The 22,926-nt window shown below is 74.4% G+C and carries 25 protein-coding genes and 1 pseudogene; 14 read left to right on the top strand and 12 right to left on the bottom strand.

The window, feature by feature from the left end; translation table 11 throughout:
- Positions 1-295: 295 nt before the first annotated feature.
- The 3 genes and pseudogenes from ACFC1T_RS25595 to ACFC1T_RS25585 all read left to right on the top strand — a co-directional run.
- Positions 296-712 (top strand): annotated as a pseudogene (locus ACFC1T_RS25595) (peptidoglycan-binding protein); the annotation flags it as partial.
- Between the two features lie 12 nt (positions 713-724).
- Positions 725-1,213: a peptidoglycan-binding protein gene (locus ACFC1T_RS25590; protein ID WP_375892119.1), complete on the top strand. Its 489-nt coding sequence runs from the start codon at positions 725-727 to the stop codon at positions 1,211-1,213.
- A 211-nt stretch (positions 1,214-1,424) separates the two neighbouring features.
- Positions 1,425-1,721: a DUF1330 domain-containing protein gene (locus tag ACFC1T_RS25585; RefSeq protein WP_375892109.1), complete on the top strand. Its 297-nt coding sequence runs from the start codon at positions 1,425-1,427 to the stop codon at positions 1,719-1,721.
- A gap of 54 nt (positions 1,722-1,775) precedes the next feature.
- Here the strand turns inward: ACFC1T_RS25585 and ACFC1T_RS25580 are convergent, their stop codons facing one another.
- From ACFC1T_RS25580 to ACFC1T_RS25570, 3 genes are all read right to left on the bottom strand, one after another.
- Positions 1,776-2,450: an O-methyltransferase gene (locus ACFC1T_RS25580; RefSeq protein WP_375892107.1), complete on the bottom strand. Its 675-nt coding sequence runs from the start codon at positions 2,448-2,450 to the stop codon at positions 1,776-1,778.
- A 39-nt stretch (positions 2,451-2,489) separates the two neighbouring features.
- A complete protein-coding gene (locus tag ACFC1T_RS25575; RefSeq protein ID WP_375892106.1) occupies positions 2,490-3,482 on the bottom strand; it encodes a hypothetical protein in 993 nt (330 codons plus the stop codon).
- Between the two features lie 112 nt (positions 3,483-3,594).
- Positions 3,595-5,163 (bottom strand): MFS transporter, encoded by a 1,569-nt coding sequence (locus ACFC1T_RS25570; RefSeq protein WP_375892117.1) that lies wholly within the window; start codon positions 5,161-5,163, stop codon positions 3,595-3,597.
- Between the two features lie 175 nt (positions 5,164-5,338).
- On the opposite strand from ACFC1T_RS25570, the gene ACFC1T_RS25565 reads away from it, so the two are divergent.
- Together ACFC1T_RS25565 and ACFC1T_RS25560 are read left to right on the top strand one after the other, a co-directional pair.
- Complete coding sequence (locus ACFC1T_RS25565; RefSeq protein WP_375892104.1) at positions 5,339-6,331, top strand: Lrp/AsnC family transcriptional regulator; 993 nt, start codon at positions 5,339-5,341, stop codon at positions 6,329-6,331.
- Positions 6,332-6,402: 71 nt separating this feature from the next.
- Entirely contained in the window at positions 6,403-7,443 is a 1,041-nt protein-coding gene (locus ACFC1T_RS25560) for a hypothetical protein (RefSeq protein ID WP_375892103.1), read from the top strand.
- Between the two features lie 53 nt (positions 7,444-7,496).
- Here the strand turns inward: ACFC1T_RS25560 and ACFC1T_RS25555 are convergent, their stop codons facing one another.
- From ACFC1T_RS25555 to ACFC1T_RS25540, 4 genes are all read right to left on the bottom strand, one after another.
- Positions 7,497-7,976, bottom strand: coding sequence for an RICIN domain-containing protein (locus ACFC1T_RS25555; RefSeq protein WP_375892102.1), 480 nt, complete (start codon positions 7,974-7,976; stop codon positions 7,497-7,499).
- A gap of 229 nt (positions 7,977-8,205) precedes the next feature.
- Complete coding sequence (locus ACFC1T_RS25550) at positions 8,206-8,685, bottom strand: RICIN domain-containing protein (protein ID WP_375892100.1); 480 nt, start codon at positions 8,683-8,685, stop codon at positions 8,206-8,208.
- A 275-nt stretch (positions 8,686-8,960) separates the two neighbouring features.
- Positions 8,961-9,650 carry an alpha/beta fold hydrolase gene (locus tag ACFC1T_RS25545; protein ID WP_375892098.1) on the bottom strand — a complete coding sequence of 230 codons (690 nt, stop codon included), beginning with the start codon at positions 9,648-9,650 and terminating at the stop codon, positions 8,961-8,963.
- 57 nt (positions 9,651-9,707) lie between these two features.
- Positions 9,708-10,427, bottom strand: a complete 720-nt coding sequence (locus ACFC1T_RS25540; RefSeq protein ID WP_375892096.1) for a glyoxalase — start codon at positions 10,425-10,427, stop codon at positions 9,708-9,710.
- Between the two features lie 185 nt (positions 10,428-10,612).
- Between ACFC1T_RS25540 and ACFC1T_RS25535 the strand changes: the two genes are divergently transcribed.
- Positions 10,613-10,852, top strand: a complete 240-nt coding sequence (locus tag ACFC1T_RS25535) for a hypothetical protein (protein WP_375892094.1) — start codon at positions 10,613-10,615, stop codon at positions 10,850-10,852.
- 8 nt (positions 10,853-10,860) lie between these two features.
- Here the strand turns inward: ACFC1T_RS25535 and ACFC1T_RS25530 are convergent, their stop codons facing one another.
- The gene (locus tag ACFC1T_RS25530) at positions 10,861-12,030 is read right to left on the bottom strand and encodes a PQQ-binding-like beta-propeller repeat protein (RefSeq protein WP_375892093.1); all 1,170 of its coding nucleotides are present in this window, start codon (positions 12,028-12,030) and stop codon (positions 10,861-10,863) included.
- A gap of 108 nt (positions 12,031-12,138) precedes the next feature.
- Here ACFC1T_RS25530 and ACFC1T_RS25525 point away from each other — a divergent pair, with 108 nt between their 5' ends.
- Positions 12,139-12,528 carry a VOC family protein gene (locus ACFC1T_RS25525; protein ID WP_375892092.1) on the top strand — a complete coding sequence of 130 codons (390 nt, stop codon included), beginning with the start codon at positions 12,139-12,141 and terminating at the stop codon, positions 12,526-12,528.
- A gap of 41 nt (positions 12,529-12,569) precedes the next feature.
- On the opposite strand, the gene ACFC1T_RS25520 is transcribed toward ACFC1T_RS25525, so the two are convergent.
- Together ACFC1T_RS25520 and ACFC1T_RS25515 are read right to left on the bottom strand one after the other, a co-directional pair.
- A complete protein-coding gene (locus ACFC1T_RS25520) occupies positions 12,570-13,466 on the bottom strand; it encodes an aldo/keto reductase (protein WP_375892090.1) in 897 nt (298 codons plus the stop codon).
- A complete protein-coding gene (locus ACFC1T_RS25515; protein WP_375892088.1) occupies positions 13,463-14,356 on the bottom strand; it encodes an NAD-dependent epimerase/dehydratase family protein in 894 nt (297 codons plus the stop codon). The genes ACFC1T_RS25520 and ACFC1T_RS25515 overlap by 4 nt, the downstream gene beginning before the upstream one ends.
- A 167-nt stretch (positions 14,357-14,523) precedes the next feature.
- On the opposite strand from ACFC1T_RS25515, the gene ACFC1T_RS25510 reads away from it, so the two are divergent.
- From ACFC1T_RS25510 to ACFC1T_RS25500, 3 genes are all read left to right on the top strand, one after another.
- Positions 14,524-15,447 carry a LysR family transcriptional regulator gene (locus tag ACFC1T_RS25510; protein WP_375892086.1) on the top strand — a complete coding sequence of 308 codons (924 nt, stop codon included), beginning with the start codon at positions 14,524-14,526 and terminating at the stop codon, positions 15,445-15,447.
- 127 nt (positions 15,448-15,574) lie between these two features.
- Positions 15,575-16,387 carry a nucleotidyltransferase domain-containing protein gene (locus ACFC1T_RS25505; RefSeq protein WP_375892084.1) on the top strand — a complete coding sequence of 271 codons (813 nt, stop codon included), beginning with the start codon at positions 15,575-15,577 and terminating at the stop codon, positions 16,385-16,387.
- A gap of 123 nt (positions 16,388-16,510) precedes the next feature.
- Positions 16,511-17,728: a glycosyltransferase gene (locus tag ACFC1T_RS25500; RefSeq protein ID WP_375892083.1), complete on the top strand. Its 1,218-nt coding sequence runs from the start codon at positions 16,511-16,513 to the stop codon at positions 17,726-17,728.
- A gap of 37 nt (positions 17,729-17,765) precedes the next feature.
- On the opposite strand, the gene ACFC1T_RS25495 is transcribed toward ACFC1T_RS25500, so the two are convergent.
- Positions 17,766-18,680 (bottom strand): hypothetical protein, encoded by a 915-nt coding sequence (locus ACFC1T_RS25495; protein WP_375892082.1) that lies wholly within the window; start codon positions 18,678-18,680, stop codon positions 17,766-17,768.
- On the bottom strand, positions 18,677-19,210 hold the full coding sequence (locus tag ACFC1T_RS25490) for a SigE family RNA polymerase sigma factor (RefSeq protein ID WP_375892080.1): 534 nt from the start codon (positions 19,208-19,210) through the stop codon (positions 18,677-18,679). The genes ACFC1T_RS25495 and ACFC1T_RS25490 overlap by 4 nt, the downstream gene beginning before the upstream one ends.
- A gap of 101 nt (positions 19,211-19,311) precedes the next feature.
- Between ACFC1T_RS25490 and ACFC1T_RS25485 the strand changes: the two genes are divergently transcribed.
- The 4 genes from ACFC1T_RS25485 to ACFC1T_RS25470 all read left to right on the top strand — a co-directional run bounded on the left by ACFC1T_RS25485 (position 19,312) and on the right by ACFC1T_RS25470 (position 22,926).
- Positions 19,312-20,079 (top strand): alpha/beta fold hydrolase, encoded by a 768-nt coding sequence (locus tag ACFC1T_RS25485; protein ID WP_375892079.1) that lies wholly within the window; start codon positions 19,312-19,314, stop codon positions 20,077-20,079.
- 186 nt (positions 20,080-20,265) lie between these two features.
- Positions 20,266-21,138 (top strand): alpha/beta hydrolase, encoded by an 873-nt coding sequence (locus ACFC1T_RS25480; protein WP_375892078.1) that lies wholly within the window; start codon positions 20,266-20,268, stop codon positions 21,136-21,138.
- A gap of 448 nt (positions 21,139-21,586) precedes the next feature.
- The gene (locus ACFC1T_RS25475) at positions 21,587-22,522 is read left to right on the top strand and encodes an urea transporter (protein WP_375892077.1); all 936 of its coding nucleotides are present in this window, start codon (positions 21,587-21,589) and stop codon (positions 22,520-22,522) included.
- Between the two features lie 98 nt (positions 22,523-22,620).
- The gene (locus ACFC1T_RS25470) at positions 22,621-22,926 is read left to right on the top strand and encodes an urease subunit gamma (protein ID WP_188310190.1); all 306 of its coding nucleotides are present in this window, start codon (positions 22,621-22,623) and stop codon (positions 22,924-22,926) included.

The raw sequence follows: 22,926 nt of genomic DNA, 5'->3' as shown, positions 1-22,926 counted from the left end.
CGAGCGCGGGGCCCTTGGGGTGACGGCGGTTAGCGGGGCTGGCACCGCCCCCCCGCCGTCCCGGCGGTGGGCCGTCGCCGTGCGGCGCGTCCCTGGGACGCCCGGGACGCCGGGGGCACCCGGGCCGCAGAGCGGTCCCGGGGCGGACGGCGTCCCAGGGACGGGGAAGCGCTAGCGGGACGCCGTCGGCGGCTCCTAGCGTCTCCCCACGGCGGCCGGTCGCGGCCGACGGCCGTCCGGCGCCGCCGATCCCCTCTCCTGCGCTCCGCGCTCAGTCAGTCAGTGAGGAACCGTCATGAAACGCATCTCGGCCATCGTCGCCGCGATGTTCGCCGCGCTGCTCGCGGCCGTGCTCGTCGCTCCGGCCGCCCAGGCCGCGAGCTGGCCGCTGGTCCGCAGCGGTGACCGCGGTGACAACGTCACCACCGTCCAGTACCTGCTGTCCGCCCGCGGCTTCGCGACCGGCGTCGACGGCGACTTCGGCCCCGGCACCGAGGGCAAGGTCAAGGCCTTCCAGCAGTCCGCCGGCCTGAACCCGGTCGACGGCATCGTCGGCGGCGACACCTGGTCCAAGCTGATCGTCACGGTCCGCAACGGCGACAACGGCGACGCCGTCAAGGCCCTCCAGGTCCAGCTGAACGCCCACGGCGCCGGCCTCGCCGTCGACGGTGCCTTCGGCCCCGGCACCGACGGCAAGGTGCGCGCCTTCCAGCAGAGCGCCGGCCTGAACCCGGTCGACGGCATCGTCGGCCCGGCGACCTGGGGCGCCCTGCTCGGCGGTGGCGGCAGCACCGGCGGTTCCGGTGGCGGCAGCGGTGACAAGCTCACCCAGTCGCAGGCCGCCTCGATCTTCTCGTCCGCCGGCATCACCTGGTCGTCCTCGGGCGGCTGCTCGGACCGCAACAACAGCAGCTGCACCTCCTTCGACGGCCTGCGCCGCGCCTCGGCCGACGGCGCCGTCAACTTCAAGCGGGCCAGCAACTGCGCGGTGAACATCACCGGTGGCACCGAGGCCGGCCACGCCAGCGGCACCTACAGCCACGGCACCGGCTACAAGCTGGACTTCGGCATCACGAGCTGCATCACCAACTACATCCACGGCAACTTCTCGCACAGCGGCACCCGCGGCGACGGCGCCGACCTGTGGACCGCCCCCTCCGGCAACATCTTCGCCAACGAGGGCAGCCACTGGGACGTCACCTTCATGAACTGACGCCTGCGGAGCGCTTCCTGAGCGGCGCACCCTGCTGGGGCAGGGCCACCGGAAACCCTCCGGTGGCCCTGCCCCGTCGCGTTGGGGGGGCGGCCTGGTACCCGGGCGCGGCCCGCCGGACCCCGCCCGCAGGGCGCCGTCCGCGACGGGGACACTGGGGTACGGGCCGTCCACCGGGCCGGCCCCTTCGCAGAGTTGACGAGGAGCCGACGTGCCCGCCCTGCTCATCCTGAACTACGACGTCACCGACCCCGAGCGCCTGGAGGCCTACCGCCAGGGCGCCGCCGCCGTCCTGCTGGGCCCCGCGGAACTGGTCGCCAGCACCGACCGGACGGTCCACCTGGGCGAGGGCGGTCGCCCGCCCGGTGGCAGCCACACCGTGGTGCTGCGCTTCGCCGACGCCGAACAGGCCCACGCCGCTTACGCGTCGGACGCCTACCGGGGCCTGCTGGAGGAGCGCCTGGCGGCCACCGTCCCGTTCACGGCGATGATCGTGCCCGCCCTCTGACCCCGCCCCCCGACCCCTCCCTCCGTCGGGCACCGCACCGGGCACCGCGTCCGGTCACCGCACCCGGCGGACGACGGTGAAGCCGTCCCAGCCCTTGGCGCCGACCGTCTGGAGCGCCGTGGCCTCCAGGCGGTCGTCCGCGGCGATGTCCGCGAGGACGGTGCGCACGCCCCGGACCCGGTCGTCGTCGCTGTCCGGGTCCGTGACGGCGCCGTTGCGCACCACGTTGTCGATGACGATCACGCTGCCGGGGCGGGTCAGCGCCAGGGAGGCCTTCAAGTAGGCCGGGTTGCTGGGCTTGTCGGCGTCGATGAAGACGAAGTCGTACGGCTCGGTGCCGGCCTCGACCAGCTGCTCGGCCGACTTGAGCGCGGGGCCGGTGCGGAGGTCGACCCGCTCGGCGACGCCCGCCCGGCGCAGGTTGTCGGCCGCGACCGCGGCGTTCTGCGGCTCCAGCTCCAGGGTGGTGACGTGGCCGTCCCGGCCGACGGCGCGGGCCAGCCAGATGGTGCTGTACCCGGCCAGCGTGCCGAACTCCAGCACCCGCCGGGCGCCGCTCATCCCGCACAGCAGGGCCAGCAGCTTCCCCTGGTTCGCCGCGACCTCGGCCTGCGGCATCGTCGTCGCCCCGCCAGACCGCCGGGCGTGCACCAGCGCCTCGTCCTCGGGGACGAGGGTGTCGACGAAGTAGGCGTCGACCTCGCGCCAGGCCTGTTCGGATGCGTACATACCGTCGTTCCTCCCCAGCGGTGGTCCCGGCCGCTCGGGTCAGTCGGCGAGCCAGGCGAAGTCCTCAGGATGGCGCATCTGGTGCAGGCAGACCAACAGCCCGTTCCTCTCGTCGAGGTCCTCGACGGCGTCCAGCCAGGGGACGGCGGCGAGGAGTTCCACCAGGTCGTCGGTGACGGCGGTGTCGAGGAAGGCGTCGAGGTCGGCGGGTATCGGGTCGTCGGTCAGGCAGAGCCAGGCGAGGGCGGCGCCGACCCGGACCTCCGGCGGGCGGGCCTCGTCCCGCCACCAGGCGTGCAGGAGCGCGGTGGTGGCCGGATCGCCCGCTTCCCAGGCGAGTTGACCGAGCGCCAGGACGAGGGAGGCGCGTACCGCCGCGTCCTCCTCGACGGCGAGACGCCCGCGCAGCACGGCCGCGACCACGGGCGCCGGGGGCGGTACGACCGCTGCGGCCTGGGCGACGGCGTGGCGGACCTCCGGGTCCGGGTCGTCCAGCAGGTGGAGCAGCAGCGCCGCGTCCGCGGCCACGGCCGAACGGGCCGCCTCGATCGACCGGTTGGCCAGGCTGCCGGCCTGCTCGTACCGGGGCCGGTCCGCCGGGAGGCCGACGCGCAGCAGGCCGCCACGCGTCCCGTCGCCCCACGGCATCCGGTGGGCCACCGATGCCGTCAGCCGCACCAGCGAAGCGCGGTGCCGGGGGTGCGCGAAGGCGATGCGCAGCAGGAAGGGGACGGCCAGGGCGCCGGCCGTGGAGGTGCCGCCCTGGTGGGCGAGGCTGTTCCACAGCGTGGCGAGGGCTCCCTCGGAGGCCCTCGCGTCACCCAGGCGGACGGTCTCCAGCAGGGCGGGGACGTCCTGGGCCGAGCCGTAGGCGTGGTCGAACCGGGCCCAGGGCACCGCGTCGTAGCGCAGGTCGTCCTTGACCACCCGCGGTATCGCGGCCACGACCGGGCGCACGTCCTCACGCTCGGGCAGCGTGCCCGCCCAGCCCTTCACGGCCGGTGCCGACGTCTCGGTCCCGATCCACCCCACAGCAGTTCCCCGTCCCGCAGACCAGTTGGTGCACACCCTTCCTAACATGTGCCACCGACAACCCGAAGGGCTGCCGGTGGCGAAGGTGGTGATGCGGGGGGATCGGGCGGCGTCAGGGCGCGGGCACCGGCTCCCGGTCGGTGGCCGGGGCGGTGCGCGGCGCCGGGGTCCGGGGCGGCGCCGGGCGGAGCAGGGCGGCGCAGGCGAGGGCGGCCAGCAGGGCGAGCGAGGCCGCGACGACCAGGCAGAGCCGCAGGCCGTCCAGGAAGGAGCCGCTGAGCGCCGTCAGGGCCTGGCCGGTGGCCGGGCCGAGGTCCAGTCCGGCGACGGCGCCGAGGCCCTGCTCGCGGGCGACGTCGACGACGTGGCCGACGGTCGCGGCCGGCACCCCGGCGTCCGTGAGCCGGCCGGGCAGGGCGTCCACGGCCCGGGTGGTCAGCAGGGCGCCGAGCACGGCCGGGCCGAGGGCGCCGCCGACCTGGCGGAAGGCGTTGTTGCCGGCCGCGGCCATGCCCGCCAGGTGGTGCGGGACGGCGGAGACGGCGGTGGCGGTCATCGGGGTGAGCACGGCGCCCAGGCCGAGCCCGAGCAGCAGCAGCCGCCAGGCGATCGAGCCGAAGGAGGTGTGGGCGTCGAGGTTCGTCAGCGACAGCAGCGAGCCCGCCGTGACGACCAGGCCGGAGGTGATCAGGACCCGGGCGGACACCCGGTGCATCAGGCGCCCGACGGGCAGGCTGGCGGCCAGCGACGCCCCGGTCACCATGACCATCCGCAGGGCCGCCTGGAGGGTGGTCAGGTGCTGCACCAGGCCGAAGTACAGGCTGAGCGCGAAGAAGAAGCCGATCAGACCCAGGAAGCTGATCATGGCGACCAGCGAGGTGGCGGTGAAGGCCGGGCTGCGGAACAGGGCGGGGTCGATCATCGGACTCGCGCTGCGCCGCTCCACGGCGACGAAGACGACCGCGGCGAGCGCACCCAGCACCAGGGCGGCCACCGTGGCGGGCTCGCCGAAGCCGTTCGCGCCGCCCTCGATGACGCCGTAGACCACGGCGGTGACGGCCACCGCCGCGCTGATCTGTCCCGGCCAGTCGAGCCGACGGCCGTGCGGGGCGCGCGAGTCGGGCAGCAGGAACGCGGCGACGACCAGCACGACCAGCGACACCGGGACGGGCAGCAGGAAGATCCAGCGCCAGGCGACGTGGTCCAGCAGCACGCCCGCGATCAGCGGACCCACGGCCAGCGAGGCCAGCATGGACATCGCCCACAGCCCGATGAACCTCCCGCGCTCCCGGTGGTCGGGCACCGCGTGGCTGATCAGCGCCAGCGTGGTCGGCAGCAGCGCCGCCGCGCCGAGGCCGGAGGCGGCCTGCCCGGCCCACAGCACCTGGACGGAGCCGGAGCCCAGCGAGACCGCCGCGCCCACCGCGCACAGCGCCATGCCCGCCTGGAACACCCGCTTGCGGCCGTGGACGTCGCCGACCACGCCGGTGGTCAGGATCAGCGCGGCCATCGGCAGCACGAACGCGTCCGACACCCAGGAGAGTTGGGCCGTGGTGGCGCCGAGCGCCCGCTGGATCGCGGGCAGGCTGACCGACACGGTGGTCACGGGCAGGTAGGCGACGAAGACGCCCAGGCAGGCCATGACGAGGGTGACGCCCCGTCCGGTCCTGGGGCCTTGCATCGTTGCGGAGTTCACGGAGGTCGTCCTTCGGGTGCGGAGGGTGCGGAGGGTGTGGAGGGTGTGGAGGGTGCGGAGTCGCCGACCAGCTTCACCCCGGCGGGTTCGGGATCCCCGAACGATCTCGGAGGACGTTCCGGAACATCCATTCCGGTGCCGACTGTGTGATGATTCCGCCATGCCCGACGCCCTGGACCGCACGATCATCCACGGACTCCACTACGGCCCGCGGGTCCCCTTCCGCCGCCTCGCCGAGGTCATCGGGGTGTCCGAGCAGACCGTGGCGCGCCGCTACACCGCGCTGCGTCGCAGCGGGGTCCTGCGCGTCGTCGGCCTGAGCTCCGCCGCCGCCCACGGCCGGGCCGAGTGGATCGCCCGCCTGCGCTGCCGCCCCGACGCCGTGGGGCCGCTCGCCGACTCCCTCGCCCGCAGGCCCGACGTCGCCTACGTCGGCATCGCCTCCGGCGGTTCGGAGATCAACTGCATCATCCGCTCACCGGCCGGCACCGGCCGCGACGACGTCCTGCTGCGGCAGCTCCCCAAGGCGGCCTCCGTCCTCGACATGAGCGTCGACCTGCTCATCCACCCCTTCGGCCCCGAGCGCGCGGGCGGCTGGACCGGCGGCGAGGGCTCCCTCACCGAGGAGCAGGTCCGCCGGCTCGCCGGAGAACGCCCCGCCCCCGTCGGCCCCCCGCTCACCCCGACCGACGAGGACCTCCCCCTGCTGGCCGCCCTGGCCGAGGACGGCCGCGCCTCCCACACCCGCCTCGCCGAGGTCACCGGCTGGTCCAAGCCCCGCGTCGCCCGCCGGATGGAGGCCCTGGAGTCCTCCGGCTCGCTGGTCTTCGACATCGACACCATGCCGGAGCGGCTCGGCTACGAACTCAACGCCACCCTCTGGCTCCAGGTCGACCTGTCCGGGCTGCACCGCATCGGCGAGGAGATCAGCCGGCACGACGAGGTCGCCTTCGCCGCGGCCGTCAGCGGCCGGCACAACATCATGGCCGTCGTGTTCTGCAAGGACACCCCGGACTTCTACCGCTACCTGAGCACCCGCCTCGCCCGCATCGAGGGCATCCGCGGCTACGAGATCAGCGTCCGCGTGCGCCGCCTCAAGCAGGCCGCCTCCCTGATCCACCACGGCCGGCTGATCCACCCGGCCCTGGCCTGACGGGCGGCCGGGAAGCAGGCAGTCGGAGTCGGGAGCCAGGGGCTGTCCGTGGCGCCTCCTAGGGTGCGCCGGTGAACGTTGATGATCTTCAGTGGCAGCTGAGCCACCACGGCGGCGTACCGCGGGAGCTCGTGGCTGCCCTGCTCGAACGGGGCTGTACGGAGCTGGTGGCGGAGGCGGCGCGGGAGCGCGGGGACTGGTGCTGCGCCGAGGGCGTGGTGCGGGAACTGTGCGCGGCCGGGGAGTTCGGGCGGGCCTGGGAGGTCGTCGAGCCGTTCGCGGCGACCGGGTGGCAGCCCGCGGTACGGGTGGGCGCGGACGTCCTGCTGCGGTGGGGGCGGATCCGGCAGGCGCTGGAGCTGGCCTGCCCCGCCGAGCCGGCCGGGGACGGGTTCGACGAGGCCCGGGCCTGGCGCGACTACGCCGAGGTGCTGGTCCGGCGCGGGCGGATCGACGAGTTGCGCGAACACGCCGGCACGGACACCTTCGCCGCGCTGCGCCCGTACGTGCGGGGCTTGGAGGAGGCGGGCAGCCCCGGGGAGGCGGAGGCGTACCTGCGCGGCCGGATCGCCACCTCGACCTACGCGGGGCACTACGAGAACGCTCTGCTGGAACTCCTCGGGCGTCAGGGCCGGTTCGAGGACGCGGTGGCGGCGGTGGCGCACACCTTCGACAACCTTCACGACGGGAACCTGCTCCAGCCAGTGCTGCTCCTACTGGCCGAACACGGCCTGCACGAGCGGGCGTTGGAGCTCACCGTGGGCCGCAGTCCCGAATTCCACGCGGAGAACGACGAGTTCTGGCTCCGGTCCAACCGGTGGTGGCTGATGGGGGAGTCGGGCCGTAGCCGGGAGGCCATCGCCGAGATCGAGGCACTGCCACCGGCGGGGGTTCACGACCGGGAGTCCACCATCGCCTGGTTGCTCGCCCGGGACGGGCGGCTGGACGAGGCGATCGCCCGGCTGCGCTCGCTGCTGCCCGGGAAGGGGGCCGCGCGGGACCTGGCGGGCCTGCTGGTGCGGCAGGGCCGGTACGCCGAGGCCCTCGCGGTCGTGCCGGGGGTGGCCGCGCAGCGGGAGGAGGCGCGGAACTTCTGGACGCGACGGGGCTGAGCGCGATGGCGCCGGCCTGCCGGTGGGCGCGGCTGGCCGGGGCCGGGTCTGCGCTACTTCTCGTAGGCGGTCCACTGCTGGTTCTGGGAACCGACCGACAGCTCGGTGGTCACCCGCTGGTCCTGCCCGTTGGCCTGGAGGACGTAGTCCAGGTACTTCACGCTGGCGATGGCCGTGGCGTCCACGCTCGGTTCGACGATCCACCGCTGGGCGAGGTTGGTCGCGTCGCAGTTTTGCTGGGTGACGGCCTTGCCGGGGCCGGCGGCAGCGAGGCACTTGCCGTAGTGGGTGCCCTTGATGGTGAAGGTGCCGTTGCCGAGCGGAGTGAGGGTCCAGACCTGGTAGGTGAGGTTCGGGTCGCGGGTCCAGACCTCGCCGCCGAGGTACTCGTCCAGGTTGTTCAAGTCGCTCTGGACCTGGAGGGAAGCGGTGACCGGGACAGCGGCCGAGGCCGTTCCGCAGTTCAGGACGGCGCCGCCGGTGAGGGAGGCGGCCGCCACGAGGGTGGCGACGGCCTTCTGGGTGATGCGCACTGCTTCTCCTAGTTCGAGGGGTCGGCGAGCCCGGGGTGGGCTCGCCCGGCCGCGAAACTAGGGGCGCGAGGTGGGTCGTTTGTGGACGACTCGATGAGGGTAGGCCAACTGGTTCAGGCGTTTCGCTGGGACGGCGCAGCCGTGGCGGTCGCGAGGGTGAGGAAGGCGACCTCGACGGTGCGGTACCGGCCCGCCGCTGGGTGGCGGCGGACCGGCACCTGAAAGGGCGTCACTTCAAGTAGGGGGTCCACTGCTGGTTCGTGGTGCCGAGCGACAACTCGGTGGTGACGGGCCGGTCCAGGCCGTTGGCCTGGAGGACGGTGTCCAGGTACTTCGCGCTCGCGATGGCCGTGAAGTCCAGGCCCGGGTCGAGGTACCACCGTTGGGCGAGGTCGTTCGCGTTGCAGGGCTTCTGGGTGACGTTCGCCCCGAGGCCGTTGCTCGCGATGCACTTGCCGTAGTGGGTGCCCTTGATGGTGAAGCTGCCGTCGCCGAGCGGGGTGAGGGTCCAGTTCTGGTACGTGAAGCTGGGGTCGCGGGTCAGCACGGTGGTGCCGAGGTTCTCGTCCAGGTTGGTGTTGTCGCTCTGGACCTGGAGGGAGGCGGTGACCGGGACGGCGGCCGTGGCGGTGCCGGAGTTGAGGACGGTGAGGCCGGAGAAGGAGACGGCCGCCGCGAGGATCGCGACGGCCTTGTGGGTGATGCGCACTGCTGCTCACTCCTAGATCTAGGTAGTCGCGAGCCCGTTCGGTCGGGCCCGCTCAGCCGCGAAGCTAGGTGGGTGGCGGTGCGGTTCGTCCGCAGCTCGGGAGGTGTCGGCCCGAGTGGTCACGGTGTTTCACCTGGATGGGTCAGCCGATGCCGCCGCCCCCGATGCCACCTGAACCCGGCCACAGCCGGACTCCCGGCAACTCGCACCCGTGAACCGCGAGGAGTGGGAAGTCGACGCTGCCGACTTCCCGTTCCTCCCGCGTGCCGGGGCCGCTACAGCTGCGCGCGGTACGCCTCCAGGCGCTCGGCCAGTTCCTCCGGGTGGCCGAGCATCGGCAGGTGGTCGCCGGGCATCTCGTCCGGCTCGATGCCGAGCCGCTCGACGGCCAGCCGCCGCATGAACTCCACCGGGAAGAACCGGTCGCCGGCCGACAGCAGGACCTCGGTCGGCACCTGCGGCCAGGCGCCCAGCGGCCACGGGTCGCCGAACGGCGCAGCTGCTTGCGGTTGTTGGTGATGCGTCATCAGCTCGGCGGCGAGCTCCGCCGGGGTGTCGTGCAGGTAGAGGGTGACCGGGTCCTCCTCGGCGCCCTCGGGGACGCCCCGCTGCCGGTCGGCCTCCTGCCGGGCCCCGCCGTACCCGGTGGTGTCCCACCACGCGCCCGGCGTCTCGCCCGGGGCCGGGATCTGGGCCTGGAGCATGACCAGCAGGTCCACCGGCACCCGCGCGCACACCAGCGGCCCGGTGAAACCGCCGAACGAGTGCGCCACGACGACGAGTTCGGTCCGGCCGCCGATCGCCCCGACCACCGCGTCCGCGTACGCGCCGAGCCCGGCCGACTCGTCCCGGCACGGCAGGTCCGGTGCGATCACCTCGTGGCCCCGGCCGCGCAACTCGGCGGCCAGCGGCCCCCAGTACCACGCGTCCGCCGCCGCGCCGTGGATCAGTACGTACGTCGCCACCGTGCCCCACCTCCGTCTGCTCGGGAACTCGCCGCTCTCCGGCGCCGGGTGACCCCGTCACAAGCTACCCGCCCGCACCGGCCGCCCATCGGTTCCCACGACGGCCGGGCGGACGGCGGAACCTCGGGGCATGCCCGCCGGGCCACGTTCGGCGTCGGTGAGGTCGAGGGCGTTCAATCGTTGACGCCATCCGTCGACGCCTTCGGTCTCGTCCAACGCAGTGGCGAGCTCGATCAGCGTGGTGAGCGTCCGGGCCGTGTCCACGGGCGGTGCGGTGGGCCCGTGCCTACGCAGGGCGGTGGTGAGGACCCGCAGGGCGGCGCGGTCGTCGTTCTTGAACTCGCTGAGGATCCGGGCGTTGTCGAGGGCCCTGGCCAGCCCTGTGAGCTCCTTCGAGCCGCCGTACTCCAGCCCTGCGGGTTCGTCCCGCTGGATGAAGATGACCGAGTTCCCGGACGGGTCGACCATGGTGAACCGGCTTGCCCCCGGCCGGAACCGGGTGATGCGCGGCCTGCCCTTGGCCGGGACCTTCCCGTAGGCGGCGCGCAGGGCTCTGCTGAACTCGGCGTGGTAGGCCGCGACATCGTCGACCATGACCAGGCAGCCTCCCACCTCCTCCTGGCCCGGGTCGGTGTTCTTCGGCGGTGTTCCGAAGTGCAGGGCGAAACCGCTCCACTCCAGTGCCAGGTAGAGGTAGGGCCGGGTCTGCTGGAAGGTGACCTCGAACCCCAGTGCCCGGTAGAACTCCAGCGTCTCCTCCACCGAAACGCACGGCATCACCGGCACTGTCGTCTCGTTGGCCCGTATCGTCGCTTCCGTCATGCCCGCCGCCTCTCGGTCTCCGCTCGGCACCACCGCTCCGAGCTTGCCGCAGATCGCGTTTTCGCGCCTATGGGGATCCCGGGGCGGCCGACGGGAAAGCCGGGTGCTCGAACGTCCCGGTCCCGCCTACGATCGCCCGCATGGAGCGACACGTGCCCCGTGGCCTCGGTCCCGTGGACAGTCATGCCGCCCGGTGCTGGGAGCGGGGCGACGCCGGGCACGAGCGGAGCATCCGCCTGCACCCCGTGCATCCGGACCGGAACCTCGCGCGGTACGTCGAGCGGATCGAGGCGGCGGGGTGGCGGCTGGTGGAGCGGACGTACCGGGACGACGGGGCCCACCGCCGGTGTTCGATGCGGTTCGCCCGTGGCGCCGGGTGAGTCCGGCCTCAGGTCAGGGTGCCCAGGGCCTGGAGGCCGGTGAGGCTGCTGCGGTAGACGGTGGAGCCGGCGGCGGCCAGCGAGACGTAGGTGTACCCGGTGCCGGAGCGGAGGTTGTCCGGGGCGTCCTGCCAGCGGGGGCTGCCGGTGGTGAGGTCGAAGGCGAACAGCCGGTCGTCGTTGGTGCCGACGTAGGCGACGCCGTTCGCGGTGGTCATCGAGCTCTCGCCGCGGCCCAGCCCCAGGGTCACGGTGGCCGTCCAACGCGGCTCGCCGGTCTCCGTGTCCATCCCGACCAGCTGCGTCCCGCTGAGGAAGCAGACCGTCCCGTCCGCGGCCGACAGCGGGTGGTTGGTCGCGCCGTGCTGCATGCGCTGCCAGCGCACCCGGCCGGTGGCCGCCTCCAGTGAGCAGACCCATGTGGTGGTCGGGGTCCAGCCGGCGTACGTGAGCAGGACGGCGCCCCGGTGGACGACGGGGGTGGTGTTGACGCCGGGGACGGTCTCCTGCATCCAGCGCTGCTCGCCGGTGCGCGCGTCGAAGGCGCGGGCCCCGGCCCCGCCGGTGTACACGGTGTCGCCGTCCGCGGCCAGGAAGCCCCCGGCACCGGACGCCTTGCTCCAGCGCGTTTCGCCGGTGGCCGGGTCGTGGGCGTGCAGTGCGCCCCCGTGGACCGCGAACACGAGGCCGCCGCCGACGGTGACCGGGGTCTGCTCGGCGGGGAGCTCGGCCCACTCCGGCACCGGCACCTGCCAGCGCACCTCGCCGGTGGCAGCGTCCAAGGCCTGCAGCCCGGTCGAGGTGGCCGTGTACACCGCGCCGTCGCCCACCGCCGACGGGCGGCCGCCCAGGTAGGCGGAGACGGCGTCGGGCGAGTCGACCGCCCGGCTCCAGCGGACGGCGCCGGTGCGGGGGTCGAGCGCGCGCAGGTTGCCGTCGGACCCGGAGACGTAGAGGTCCCGCTGCGGGCCGTCGGCCAGGAGGAGCCGCCCGTTCGCGGCCGTCGTGCTCCAGAGCCGGGGGCCGTGCTCGGCGCTCCGGTCCGCCCACCAGCGGGCCCCGCCCGCGACGGCGAGCGCGCCGATGCCGCCCGCCGCGCTCAACAGCAGCCGCCTGCGGTTGATCTGGTTGACCTGGGGGCGGGCCGGCGGGTTCTGGGCTGCTGCATCGGGATTCACTCCGTACAGGACTTCGTACCCGCTCGGATGGTTCCCGGTGCGCAACCCGGTGGCGGTCGGTGCGCAACCCGGTGGCGGCCGGCGCGGGAATCGGGGAGGCTCGGACGCATGGTCTCGGTAGTGCAGAACGTGGCGGTCGACTGTGCGAACGCCTATGAACTGGCCCGCTTCTGGAGTGAGGTGACGGGCCGACCGCTCGGCCCGGACGACGGGCCCGGCGACGAGGAGGTGGCGGTGATGCTCGCGGAGGGGCCGGTGCTGTACTTCAGTCAGGTGCCCGAGCCGAAAACGGCCAAGAACCGCCTCCACCTGTGCCTGCGCCCGGAGGGCCCGCGCGACCAGGAGGTGGCACGGCTGCTGGAGCTCGGCGCCACCCTCGTCGCCGACCGCCGCGAGCCGGACGGCACCGGGTGGGCGGTGCTCGCGGATCCCGAGGGCAACGAGTTCTGCGTGCTCCGCAGCGCCGCCGAGCGGGCCGCCACGGAGGCGGGGGCCTGAGCCGCCGCTCGACCCCGGCACTACGGGTGTCGTACGGGCGACTACAGGTGCAGTGTCGCCAGTTCCTCGGCCGTCAGCACGAGCCCGGCCGCGGCGGCGGAGTCGCGGACGGAGGCGGGGCGGCGGGCGCCGGGGATCGGCAGGACGCCGGGGGACTGGGCGAGGTGCCAGGCCAGGCAGATCTGCTGGGGGCTGACGCCCCGGGCGCGGGCGAGGGCGTGGAACGGGGTGTCGGTCGCCGGTGCGGCGGCGCCCGGGTCGTCGACGGCGCTGGTGGAGATGCCGCCGAGGGGGCTCCAGGGGAGGAAGGCCAGGCCGAGTGCGGTGCACAGGTCGAGGGTGTCGCGGGTGGCGGTGTACGCCGGGGAGAAACGGTTCTGAACGGAGACCAGGTGCGGGCCGAGGATCTCCCGGGCGGTGCGGATCTGCGCGCAGTCCACGTTGGAGATGCCGACCAGCCGTACCGTCCCCGCGTCCACCAGCTCGCGCAGCGCGCCGACCGAGTCGGCGAAGGGCACGGCCGGGTCGGGCTTGTGCAGCTGGTAGAGGCCGATGGCCTCGACGCCCAGCCGCGCGGCCGAGGCCCGGGCGGCCCGGCGCAGGTGGCGCGGGTCGCCGTCGACCGTCCAACTGCCGTCCCCGGGGCGGCCCCGCCCGCCCTTGGTCGCCACCAGCACGTCGTCGGTGCCGCCGCCGTAGGTGGCCAGGGCGCGGGCGACCAGGCGCTCGTTGTGGCCCACCTCGTCCGCGTGCCAGTGGTAGGAGTCGGCGGTGTCGATCAGCGTCACGCCCGCGTCCAGGGCGGCGTGGACGGTGGCGACGGCCTGCTCCTCGGCCGGGCGGCCCTCGACCGACAGGGGCATCGCGCCCAGGCCGATCGCGCCGACGCCGAGGCCACCGATCCGGCGGGTGGCGGGAGTCGTGGGGAGCGTGCTCATGCGTGGGCCTCCTTGACGGCCTGGGGCAGCCAGTCGGTGACGGGGGAGAAGCGGAAGCCCTGGTGGGCCGCCCGGCCGGTGTCCATCGCGTAGCAGTGGTCGAAGGAGAACGGGGAGTGCGGCCCGTCCGCACCGGGGACGGCCAACTCCGGCTCCCGGCCGACCACCTGGCCGACCACGGCGGACAGCTCCCGTACGTCCAGGGCCTCCGGGGAGGCCGCGTTGACCGGGCCGGTGAAGTCCGCCTGCGCGGCCCAGGCCAGGAACCGGGCGATCTCCGGCGCGTGGACGAAGGACGCGCGCTGCGGCGACGGGTGCACGGCCACCGGCAGGCCGCGCCCGATCCGCTCCACGTAGTGCGCCAGCCGACCGGTGAAGTCGGCGCCGCCGAGGACGTGCGCGGTGCGGACGGCGACCAGGTCGAAGGGGGCCAGCCGGGTGAGCAGGGCCTCCGCCTGGCGCTTGCCCTCGGCGTAGTTCTCCGACCGGAACTCCTGCTCGGACCAGGGGAGTCGCAGGTCCACCCGCTCGGCCGACAGGTCGAGCGCCTGCTCCGGCAGCGGTGCGCCGCCGGGGCGGCCGAGGTGGGCGTAGACCTCGACGGTGGAGGTGAGCAGGTAGCGCGGGGTGCGGTCGGCGAAGACCCGCGCGGTGACGGCCGCCTGGACGGGCGTGTAGCAGACCTGGTCCACGACGGCGTCGAAGCGCCGGTCGCCGAGCGCGGCGTTCAGCGCGGCCTCGTCGTTGCGGTCGGCGCGCAGGTGGGTCACGCCGTGCGGGGCGGGGACCGAGCCGCGGTTGACCACCGTCACCGCGGCGCCCGCGTCGCGGAGCTCCTCGATCAACTGCCTGCCGAAGTAGCGGCTCCCGCCGATCACGCACACGTCCATCGTTCGGATCCCCTCTGTCCGGCCCGGTTCCGTACCGTGCCGTCCCATGCCGTGCTGTCCCGCACTGTGCCGCCCCGCCCTCTGCGGGTCGGCTTCGGTGGTCAGCCTGCCGCGCACGGGGCGACAGCAGTAGTGTCGAGCTGGAGCCCTCGTCATAAGGAGAACTGTTGATCGACGTCCAGCGGCTGGCCGTACTGCGGGAGGTCGCCCGCCGCGGCAGCTTCAACCAGGCGGCGCAGGCCCTGCACTGCACGCCCTCGGCCGTCTCCCAGCAGGTCGCCGCCCTCGAACGCGGCCTCGGCGCGCCCGTCGTGGAGCGCTCCACCCGAGGTGTCACCCTCACCGACGCGGGCCGCCTCCTGGTCGAGGCGGCCGACGCGATCGCCGCCGAACTCGCCGACACCCGGCAGCGGATCGACCGGCTGACCGCCGAACGGACCGCCCTGACCGTCGCCACCTTCGCCAGCGGCGGCCGCCGCCTGCTGCCCGCGGCGCTCGCCGCCTTCGCCGCCGACCACCCCGAGGTGGAACTCACCGTCCTGGAGGCGGAGCCGGAGGAGAGCCTGCCCGCCGTCCGCGAAGGCCGGGCCGACCTCGCCCTCGCCTACCACCTCGACGGGCCGCCGCCCAGCCGCCCCGGCGACCGCTCCGGCCTGGACTGGACCCCGCTCGGCGCGGACCCGCTGCGGGTCGTCCTGCCCGTCCGGCACCCGGCCGCGATCCGCTACCGGGACCGGCCCGAGCCGCCGCACCTGGCCGAACTCGCCGACCAGCGCTGGATCCTGGGCTGTCGCAAGTCCGCCGGCCAGCTCACCCACCACGCCGCCCTGGCCGGGGTCGAGCTGCGGATCTGCTGCACCGCGACCGACTACGAGTTCGCCCAGTCCCTCGTCCGGGGCGGGATCGGCATCGCCCTCATCCCCGAGATCGGCCTCGCCCCGCACCCCGACCTGGTCGCCCTCCCCCTCGCCGAACCCGGCCCCCGCCGCCACCTCGGCCTCGCCCTCGCCCGCCGCCGCCGGGGCCACCCCGCCCGCCTGGCCGAAGACCTGGCCGCCCACCTGACCGGCCGAGGATCAGGCGGGTCCTGACGCGACGGGCCCTCGCGGCCCGTCGACCCGAGGGAGCCGTTCCCGGCGGCGGGGGCCGTCCACGGCGCTGCCCGCCGGGCTGGAATGCGGTGGGCCAGGGGGCGGTGGGCGCGCCAGAATGCCCGTCATGCAGGCGATCACCGAGCACATCGAGCACATGGCGGCCCGGCTGGCCGAAGTTCCGGGCGTGGTGGGGGTGATGCTCGGGGGCAGCCGGGCGCGGGGGGAGCACCGGCCGGAGTCCGACTGGGACCTCGGGGTGTACTACCGGGGCGAGTTGGACCTCGCCGCCCTGGGGGAGGTGGCGGGCCCCGGGGCCGAGGTCGCCGGGCCCGGCGGCTGGGGGCCGTGGGTGAACGGTGGGGCGTGGCTGCGGGTCGGCGGGGTCGCCGTGGACTGGATCCTGCGGGACCTCGACCGGGTCGAGCGGGTGTGGGCGGACTGCCGCGCGGGCCGCTACGAGGTCGGCGTGCAGGCCGGGCACCCGCTCGGATTCTGGTCGCCCTGCTACGTCGGGGAGCTCGCGCTCGGTCGCGTACTCGCCGACCCGGCAGGGGAGTTGGCCACCCTGCGGGCGCAGGTCGCGGACTATCCCGAACCGCTGCGGGCGGCCCTGACGGCCGGGGCCTGGGAGGCGGAGTTCCTGGTCGGCGCAGCCGCGAAGGGCGCGGGGCGGGGCGACGTGCTGTACGTGTCGCTCTGCCTGTCCCGGGCGGTCGGCGTGCTGGTGCAGGCGCTGTATGCGCGGGACCGGCGCTGGTGCCTGAACGAGAAGGGCGCGCTGGCCGTCGCCGGTCAACTCGACGGTGTGCCCGTCGACTTCGAGGCCCGGGTGCGTCAACTGCTCGGCTCCGCCGGGGAGACGCCCGAGGCGCTGGCCGCGACGGTGGACCGGGCACGGCAGTTGGTCGGGGGGGTGGTGGCGGTCCTGCGCGGATGACCGTACGCGCTCCCCGCCACTCTCAAGCTATAGCGCACGGGGGGTCTTGCCGCAAGGCCCCGGTCGTGCCGCAGAATCTCCCCCTCCAGGGTGGTTCCTGGGGAGAACGGGAGGAATGTCAGGATGCGTGTGGTGCTCTCCACCTACGGTTCGCGCGGTGACGTCCAGCCGCTGGCGGGACTCGCGGTGAAGCTGCGGGAACTCGGCGTGCCGGTGCGGGTGTGCGCTCCGCCGGACGAGGAGTTCGCCCGGCGGCTGGCCGTCGACGGGGTCGAGCTCGTCCCGGTCGGACCGGACGTGCGGGCAGCGGTGCGGGCGGCCGTGAACGGGGCGCCGCCCGCGCCCGGGGACTTCCCCCGGCGGGTGGCCACGATGGTCGGGCAGTTCCACGAGGCCGTCGCGGCGACCGCCGGGCCGGGGGACACGGTGGTGGCCACCGGGCTGTTCCCTGCGGTGGCCGGCGCCCGGTCGGCGGCCGAGACGGTCGGCGCCCGCTTCCGGTACGTCGCCCTCCAGCCGACCATGCTGCCCTCCCCGCACCACCCGCCGTTCGAGTACCCGGGCCACCCGCACCCGCCGGGGGTGACGGACAACCGGGAGCTGTGGCAGGAGAACATCCGCACCATGGACGCGCTGTTCCGCGAGCCGGTCAACGCCCACCGGGCCTCGGTGGGCCTGCCCGCCGTGGACCGTGTGCGCGACCACGTCCTCACCGACCGCCCCTGGCTGGCCACCGACCAACTCCTCGGCCCGTGGCCGGAGTTCGCCGGGAACACGGTCGTGCAGACGGGGGCCTGGCTGCTGCCCGACCACCGCCCGCTGCCCGCTGCCCTGTCCGCCTTCCTGGACGCCGGGGAGGCCCCGGTGTACGTGGGCTTCGGCAGCATGCCGATGCGCGGCGCGCCCGACGCGGCCCGCGACGCGGTGACGGCCGCGCGGGCCCTGGGGCGGCGGACGGTGCTCGCCCGGGGCTGGGCGGAGCTGGCCCTCGCCGACGGCGGGGGCGACTGCTTCGCCGTCGGCGAGGTCAACCAGCAGGCGCTGTTCCCCCGGGTCGCCGCCGTCGTCCACCACGGCGGCGCGGGCACCACCACCGCGGCCGCCCTGGCCGGGGTCCCGCAGGTGGTGGTCCCGCAGATGGTCGACCAGCCCTACTGGGCGGGCCGTGTCGCCGAGTTGGGGATCGGCGTGGACCACGACGGGGCCGTCCCCACCGTCGATTCGCTGACCACCGCGCTCCGAGCGGCGCGGGCCCCGGAGGTCGCCGCGCGGGCGACGGCGCTCGCACGCGAGATCCGTACGGACGGGGCGGAGGTGGCGGCGAGGCTGCTGCTGGGCTGACGACCCGGGCGGAGCCAGGAGGCCAGGGGCCAGGGCGTCAGGAGGTCAGGAACTGCGACCCCGAGTCCGGGAGCTTGGCGCCGTTCCGGTCGAAGAACTCCCACAGCTTGGCCGTCTTGCCCGCCGGCCGGGCCACCACGACCTGGCGCAGCGGCAGGTCGCCCACGGTGACGATGGTCGGTTCGGTGACGCTCCCGTCCGTCCAGGTGACCTTCACCCGGGCGATGTCCGGCCCGAGGCTGAGCGCGACGATCTCGCCCGGTGCCACGGTGTCGCCCTTGCCGCGGGCGCCCTGGAGGCCGCCGGCGATGTACGCGCCGCTGCGGGGGTCGAGCTTGCCGGGGGCAGGGGTGATGCCCTCGGAGTCGTGGCTCTGCCGGACCCCGTCGACCGTGAAGTAGGTGTTGATGACGTCGGAGCCGGCGTCGTAGTACTGGTCGACGTACTCCGGGGTGGGCTTGCCGACCGCCGAGTCGTACGGGCTGCGCTCCTGCCACACGGCGAGGGCCTGCTCGTACGCCCGGTCCTTGGGCGCGGTCGGCCACACCGCCTGCCACAGCTTCCACTCCTTGCCGTCCGCCGTGGTGCCCTGCCCGAGCACCACCCGGAGCGGGGTGAACGGGTCCCGCGCGGACGGGGTGGTGGGCGTGCCCGCCGTGGGGGTCGGCGGGCCGCCGGTGCCGGAGCCGTGGCCGGTGCCCGCGGCGACCAGCGGCTGGGAGGCGGCCGGGGCCGGCCGCAGCTGGCTGATCGCCCCGCCCGCCAGCAGCACCGCCGAGGCCAGCGCCACGGCGCCGACCGCCGTCCGGCGACGGCGCCGGATCCGCCGGCCGCCCGCCACGATGTCCGCCACCGGCACCGGTCCGATCCGCGCCGTCGACGCCGCCTCGGCCAGGCCCAGCCCGACCCACAGATCGGTGTCCTTGCCCGCTTCCGGGTTCTCCATGGTCATACCGCCCCTCCGATCTCAGTCCTGTCCATCGTCTCCACCAGCGCCGGGACCAGCCGCAGCTTCGCTATGCCCTTCGCCGCGTGGCTGCGCACCGCGCCCACCGAGCAGCCCATCGCCAGCGCCGTCTGGCTGTCGCTCAGGTCCTCCCAGTGGCGCAGCACCACTGCCTCGCGCTGGCGCGGCGGCAGGGTGGCGAGCGCGGCCAGCAGTGCGCCGCGCTGGTCGGAGCGGGCGAAGCCGTCCTCCGGCCCGGCCGCGTCCGGCACCGCGTCGACCAGCAGCTCCGGCGGCCGGCGGCGCCAGCGGCGGGCGTGCTGGTTCACCAGGATCCGCCGCACGTAGGCGTACGGATCGTCGGCCCGGCGCACCTTCGACCAGGCCGCGCAGGCCTGTTCCGCCGCCGACTGCACCAGGTCCTCGGCCGCGTACTGTTCGCCGGCCAGCAGGAACGCCGTCCGCACCAGCCGTGGCCAGGCCGCGACGATGAACGTCTGGAACTCCTCGTCCCGTGTGTTCTTCGGTTCTCCCATGAGCACCTCCTCACCCACCAAGAGCCCACCCGGGGCCGGAAGCGCTTACTCCGCGGAGAAAAGGTTCGCGCCCCACCCTTCCCACGGCTACCATCCGCCGCATGATCCTCTCCCATGACGACTCAGGTGCCGGTCCGGCCGTCCTCCTGCTCCACTCCGCGGTGTGCGACCGGCGGATGTGGGACGCGCAGTGGCAGGCGCTGCTCGACGCCGGCCACCGCGTCGTCCGCTGCGACTTCCGCGGCTTCGGCGGGACGCCGCTCGCCGACGGGCCGTACGCCGCCGGCGCCGACGTCCTCGCCCTGCTCGACCACCTGGGCATCGAGTCCACCGCGGTGGTCGGCGCCTCGTACGGCGGGCGGACGGCCCTGACGGTGGCGGCGCTGCGCCCGCAGGCGGTCACCGCCCTGGCCCTGCTCGGCGCCGGCCGGCCGGGCCACCAGCCCTCCGAGGCCCTGCGGGCCTTCGGAGCCGAGGAGGAGGCGCTGGTGGAGGCGGACGACCTCGACGGCGCCGTCGAGCTCAACGTCCGCACCTGGCTGGGCCCGGAGGCCGACGAGGAGACCCGCGCGTTCGTCCGCCGGATGCAGCGCCACGCCTTCGAGGTGCAGTGGGACGCGACGGGCGGTCCGGAGCAGGAGGAGACCGACCTCGCCCGGATCACCGCCCCGACCCTGGCCGTCGCGGGCGCCCACGACCTGCCGGACTACCGCGCGATCGCCGCCGAACTGCCGGGCCTGCTGCCGAACGCCCGGCACGTCCGCCACCTCGAACTGCCCTGGGCCGGCCACCTGCCGAGCCTGGAGCGCCCGGCGGAGGTGACGGCACTGCTGACGGACTTCCTGCGGGAGTCCTCGGCCGCGCGGTAGCAGGGCGCCGGCCGGGCGGTGGCGGCGCGTCGGCGGGGCGTCGGCGGGGCCGCGGCGGGGCCGCGGCGGCGCGGTAGCAGGGCGGTGGTGCGTGTGCGGCGGTCCGGGCCGGGGCGGCTCCGGCGAGTATCGGCCAGGGGCTGAAAAGGCCGGACTCGAACGTGCGTCGGGGGCCATCATGGACGGGTGCACTTCACCTCGGAGACCAGCTCGGACGGCGTCCTGGAACGCCCTTTCGTCCTCGACGGCGTACCCGGCGTGCTCTGGCAGCCGGACGGCTCCGGCCCCGACGACGGCCCTCCCGGCCCCGACGACGGCCCTCCCGGCCCCGACGACGGCCCTCCCGGCCCCGACGACGGCCCTCCCGGCCCCGACGGCCCTCCCGGCCCTGACGGTACGGGCCCCGGCGCGCGGCCGCTGGTGCTGCTCGGGCACGGGGGCGGGGGCGGGCAGGGCCGCTGGGGGCCGCGGGAGCGGGCGCTGCGCTGCGCGCGGCGGTACGGGTGGGCGACGGTGGCGATCGACGCGCCCGGGCACGGCGAGCGGGCGCGCACCGCGCAGGACGAGCGGTTCGCCACCGAGATCGGGCAGTTGCTGGCGGCCGGGCGTCCGGTCAGCGCGTGGGTGGCCCGGCACACGGCGGCGCTCGCGGAGCGGGCCGTGCCGGAGTGGCGGGCGGTGCTGGACGCCCTGGCGGACGCGACGGGGGAGGGCCTGGGGCCGGTCGGCTACTGGGGGTTGTCGCTCGGCACGGTGATCGGCGTCCCGCTCGCGGCGGTCGAACCCCGCATCGTGGCGGCGGTGTTCGGCCTGGCGGGGAACGCCGCGCTGGCGGAGGCGGCCGGGCGGGTGACTGTGCCGGTGGAGTTCGTCCTCCAGTGGGACGACGAACTCCAGCCGCGCGAGGGCGCGTTGGCGCTGTACGGGGCGCTGGGCTCGCGGGAGAAGACGCTGTACGCCAACGCCGGGGGTCATCTGGCGGTGCCCGACTTCGAGGCGGCGGCCTCGGAGGGCTTCCTGCTGCGCCACCTCGGCGGCGGGGTGCCGGCGGCGGCCTGACCGGAGCCGTGTGCGCCGGCGCCCCGATCCGACCACACTTCCGCCACATCCACCTGGTGCTTCACAGCTTTCCCACAGCTTTCCCATGGTTTCCGCTGTCCGTATTGCCGGGATCGGCGGAATTTGTCAAGAATTACTTGACATGGTCATATTCCGGCGCTTGTCGAGGGCGAGTAAAACTTCGCAAAGAATTGCCCTCCGCAACCACTCCGCCGGGCGTTGATTTCAACAGAATGTTGCAGCTCAGCGGCCCTGTCGTCACCCACCGTCGATTTGGCGTGACCCACCGCGCCCATCCCGCTCCGCAATCCGCAGGAGTACGGTTCCCAACGAATCGCCGAACGGGCTCCCGAGCAATCTCCCGAGCCCCCTCGGCCGTACCGGGGAATTGGTGCGCCGCATGGGTCTGCAAAAGGGTGGGGAAGGAGTCCCGGAAGGGGTTCCGCCGGTGGTCCGTCCGCTATCCGTCAAGTTGGTCGTCGAAGTCCTGCGCGGTGTCGCCCAGGTCGATTTCATGCCGTCCGCCGTGTGCGGACTCCTCTTCGTCGTCGCACTGTTCGCCGCCGGCTGGCAGTACGGCGTCTACGGCCTGCTGGGCAGTGCCGTCTCCACCGCCGCCGGGTACGCTCTCCGGCTGCGGCGGGACACCGTCGAGGCGGGGCTGACCGGGTACAACGGGTGTCTGGTGGCGCTCGGTTGCGCGGTGTTCCTCGGCCCGGGCCGCCCGGCCACGGTCGTGGTCGCGGTGCTCGGCGCGGTGGTCGCCGTGGTGGTGACCGCCGGGCTCGGGGTGCTGCTGGAAGGGCGTGGACTGCCCGCGCTGACCGCGCCGTTCTGCCTGGTCGCGACCGCCGTCACGGTGGCCGCGCCCGGGTTCCGGCGGCTGTGGCCGGAGGGCGGCAGCCCGGCCGCGCTGCCCGCACCGGCCACCGGCGGCACCGGCCTGAGCTGGGAACACCTCTGGCACGGGTTCTTCGCCAACATCGGCCAGGTCTTCCTCATGCCCCAGTGGTACGTCGGCCTGCTGTTCCTGGCCGGGCTGTTCGCGGCCGGCCGGCTCGCCGGGCTGATGGCCTGCGTCGGCAGCGCCACCGCACTGCTCACCGCCAGGGTGTTGGGCGCCCCGGCGGAGGCGGTCGAGCAGGGGCTGCTCGGCTACAGCAGCGTGCTGGTGGCGCTGGCGCTGTGCGGGGTGTTCATCGCCCCGGACGGCTGGAGCGCGGCCTACGCCGTGCTCGGTGCGGCGGCCGCCACCGTGCTGACCCCGGCGCTCGGCGCGGTCACCGCGCCGTTCGGCGGCCACGCCTTCACCTGGCCGTTCGTCCTGACCACCCTGCTGTTCCTGGCGGCGGCGCCGGCGATTCCCCGGCTGCGTCGGATCTGAACCCGTAGTCGCCCTAACCTGGTATTCCGTCGGCCAACTCCCCTGCAATTCCTATGACTTGCATTTCGTCGGATTCTCGGAAAGGAGAAGTGGTTCCGATGAACCTCTCCCCGCGTGAGATGGACAAGCTCTACATCTACGTCGTGGCCGATCTGGCCCGCAAACGCCGCGACCGCGGCGTCAAGCTCAACTACAGCGAGGCCTGCGCGCTGATCAGCGAGGCCATCATGGAGGGGGCCCGGGACGGCCGCACCGTCGCCGAGTGCATGGAGATCGGCAAGCAGGTCGTCAGCAACGCCGAGGTCATGCCCGGCGTCCGCGAGATGCTGCCGCTGCTCCAGGTCGAGGCCGCCTTCCTGGACGGCACCAAGCTGGTCTCCTGTCACGACCCGGTCGGTGCCTGA

The sequence above is a fragment of the Kitasatospora sp. NPDC056076 genome (assembly GCF_042266305.1).
Classification (GTDB): domain Bacteria; phylum Actinomycetota; class Actinomycetes; order Streptomycetales; family Streptomycetaceae; genus Kitasatospora.
Note: the sequence above shows the minus strand (reverse complement) of the source record. Positions and strands in the feature narration are given on the sequence as shown.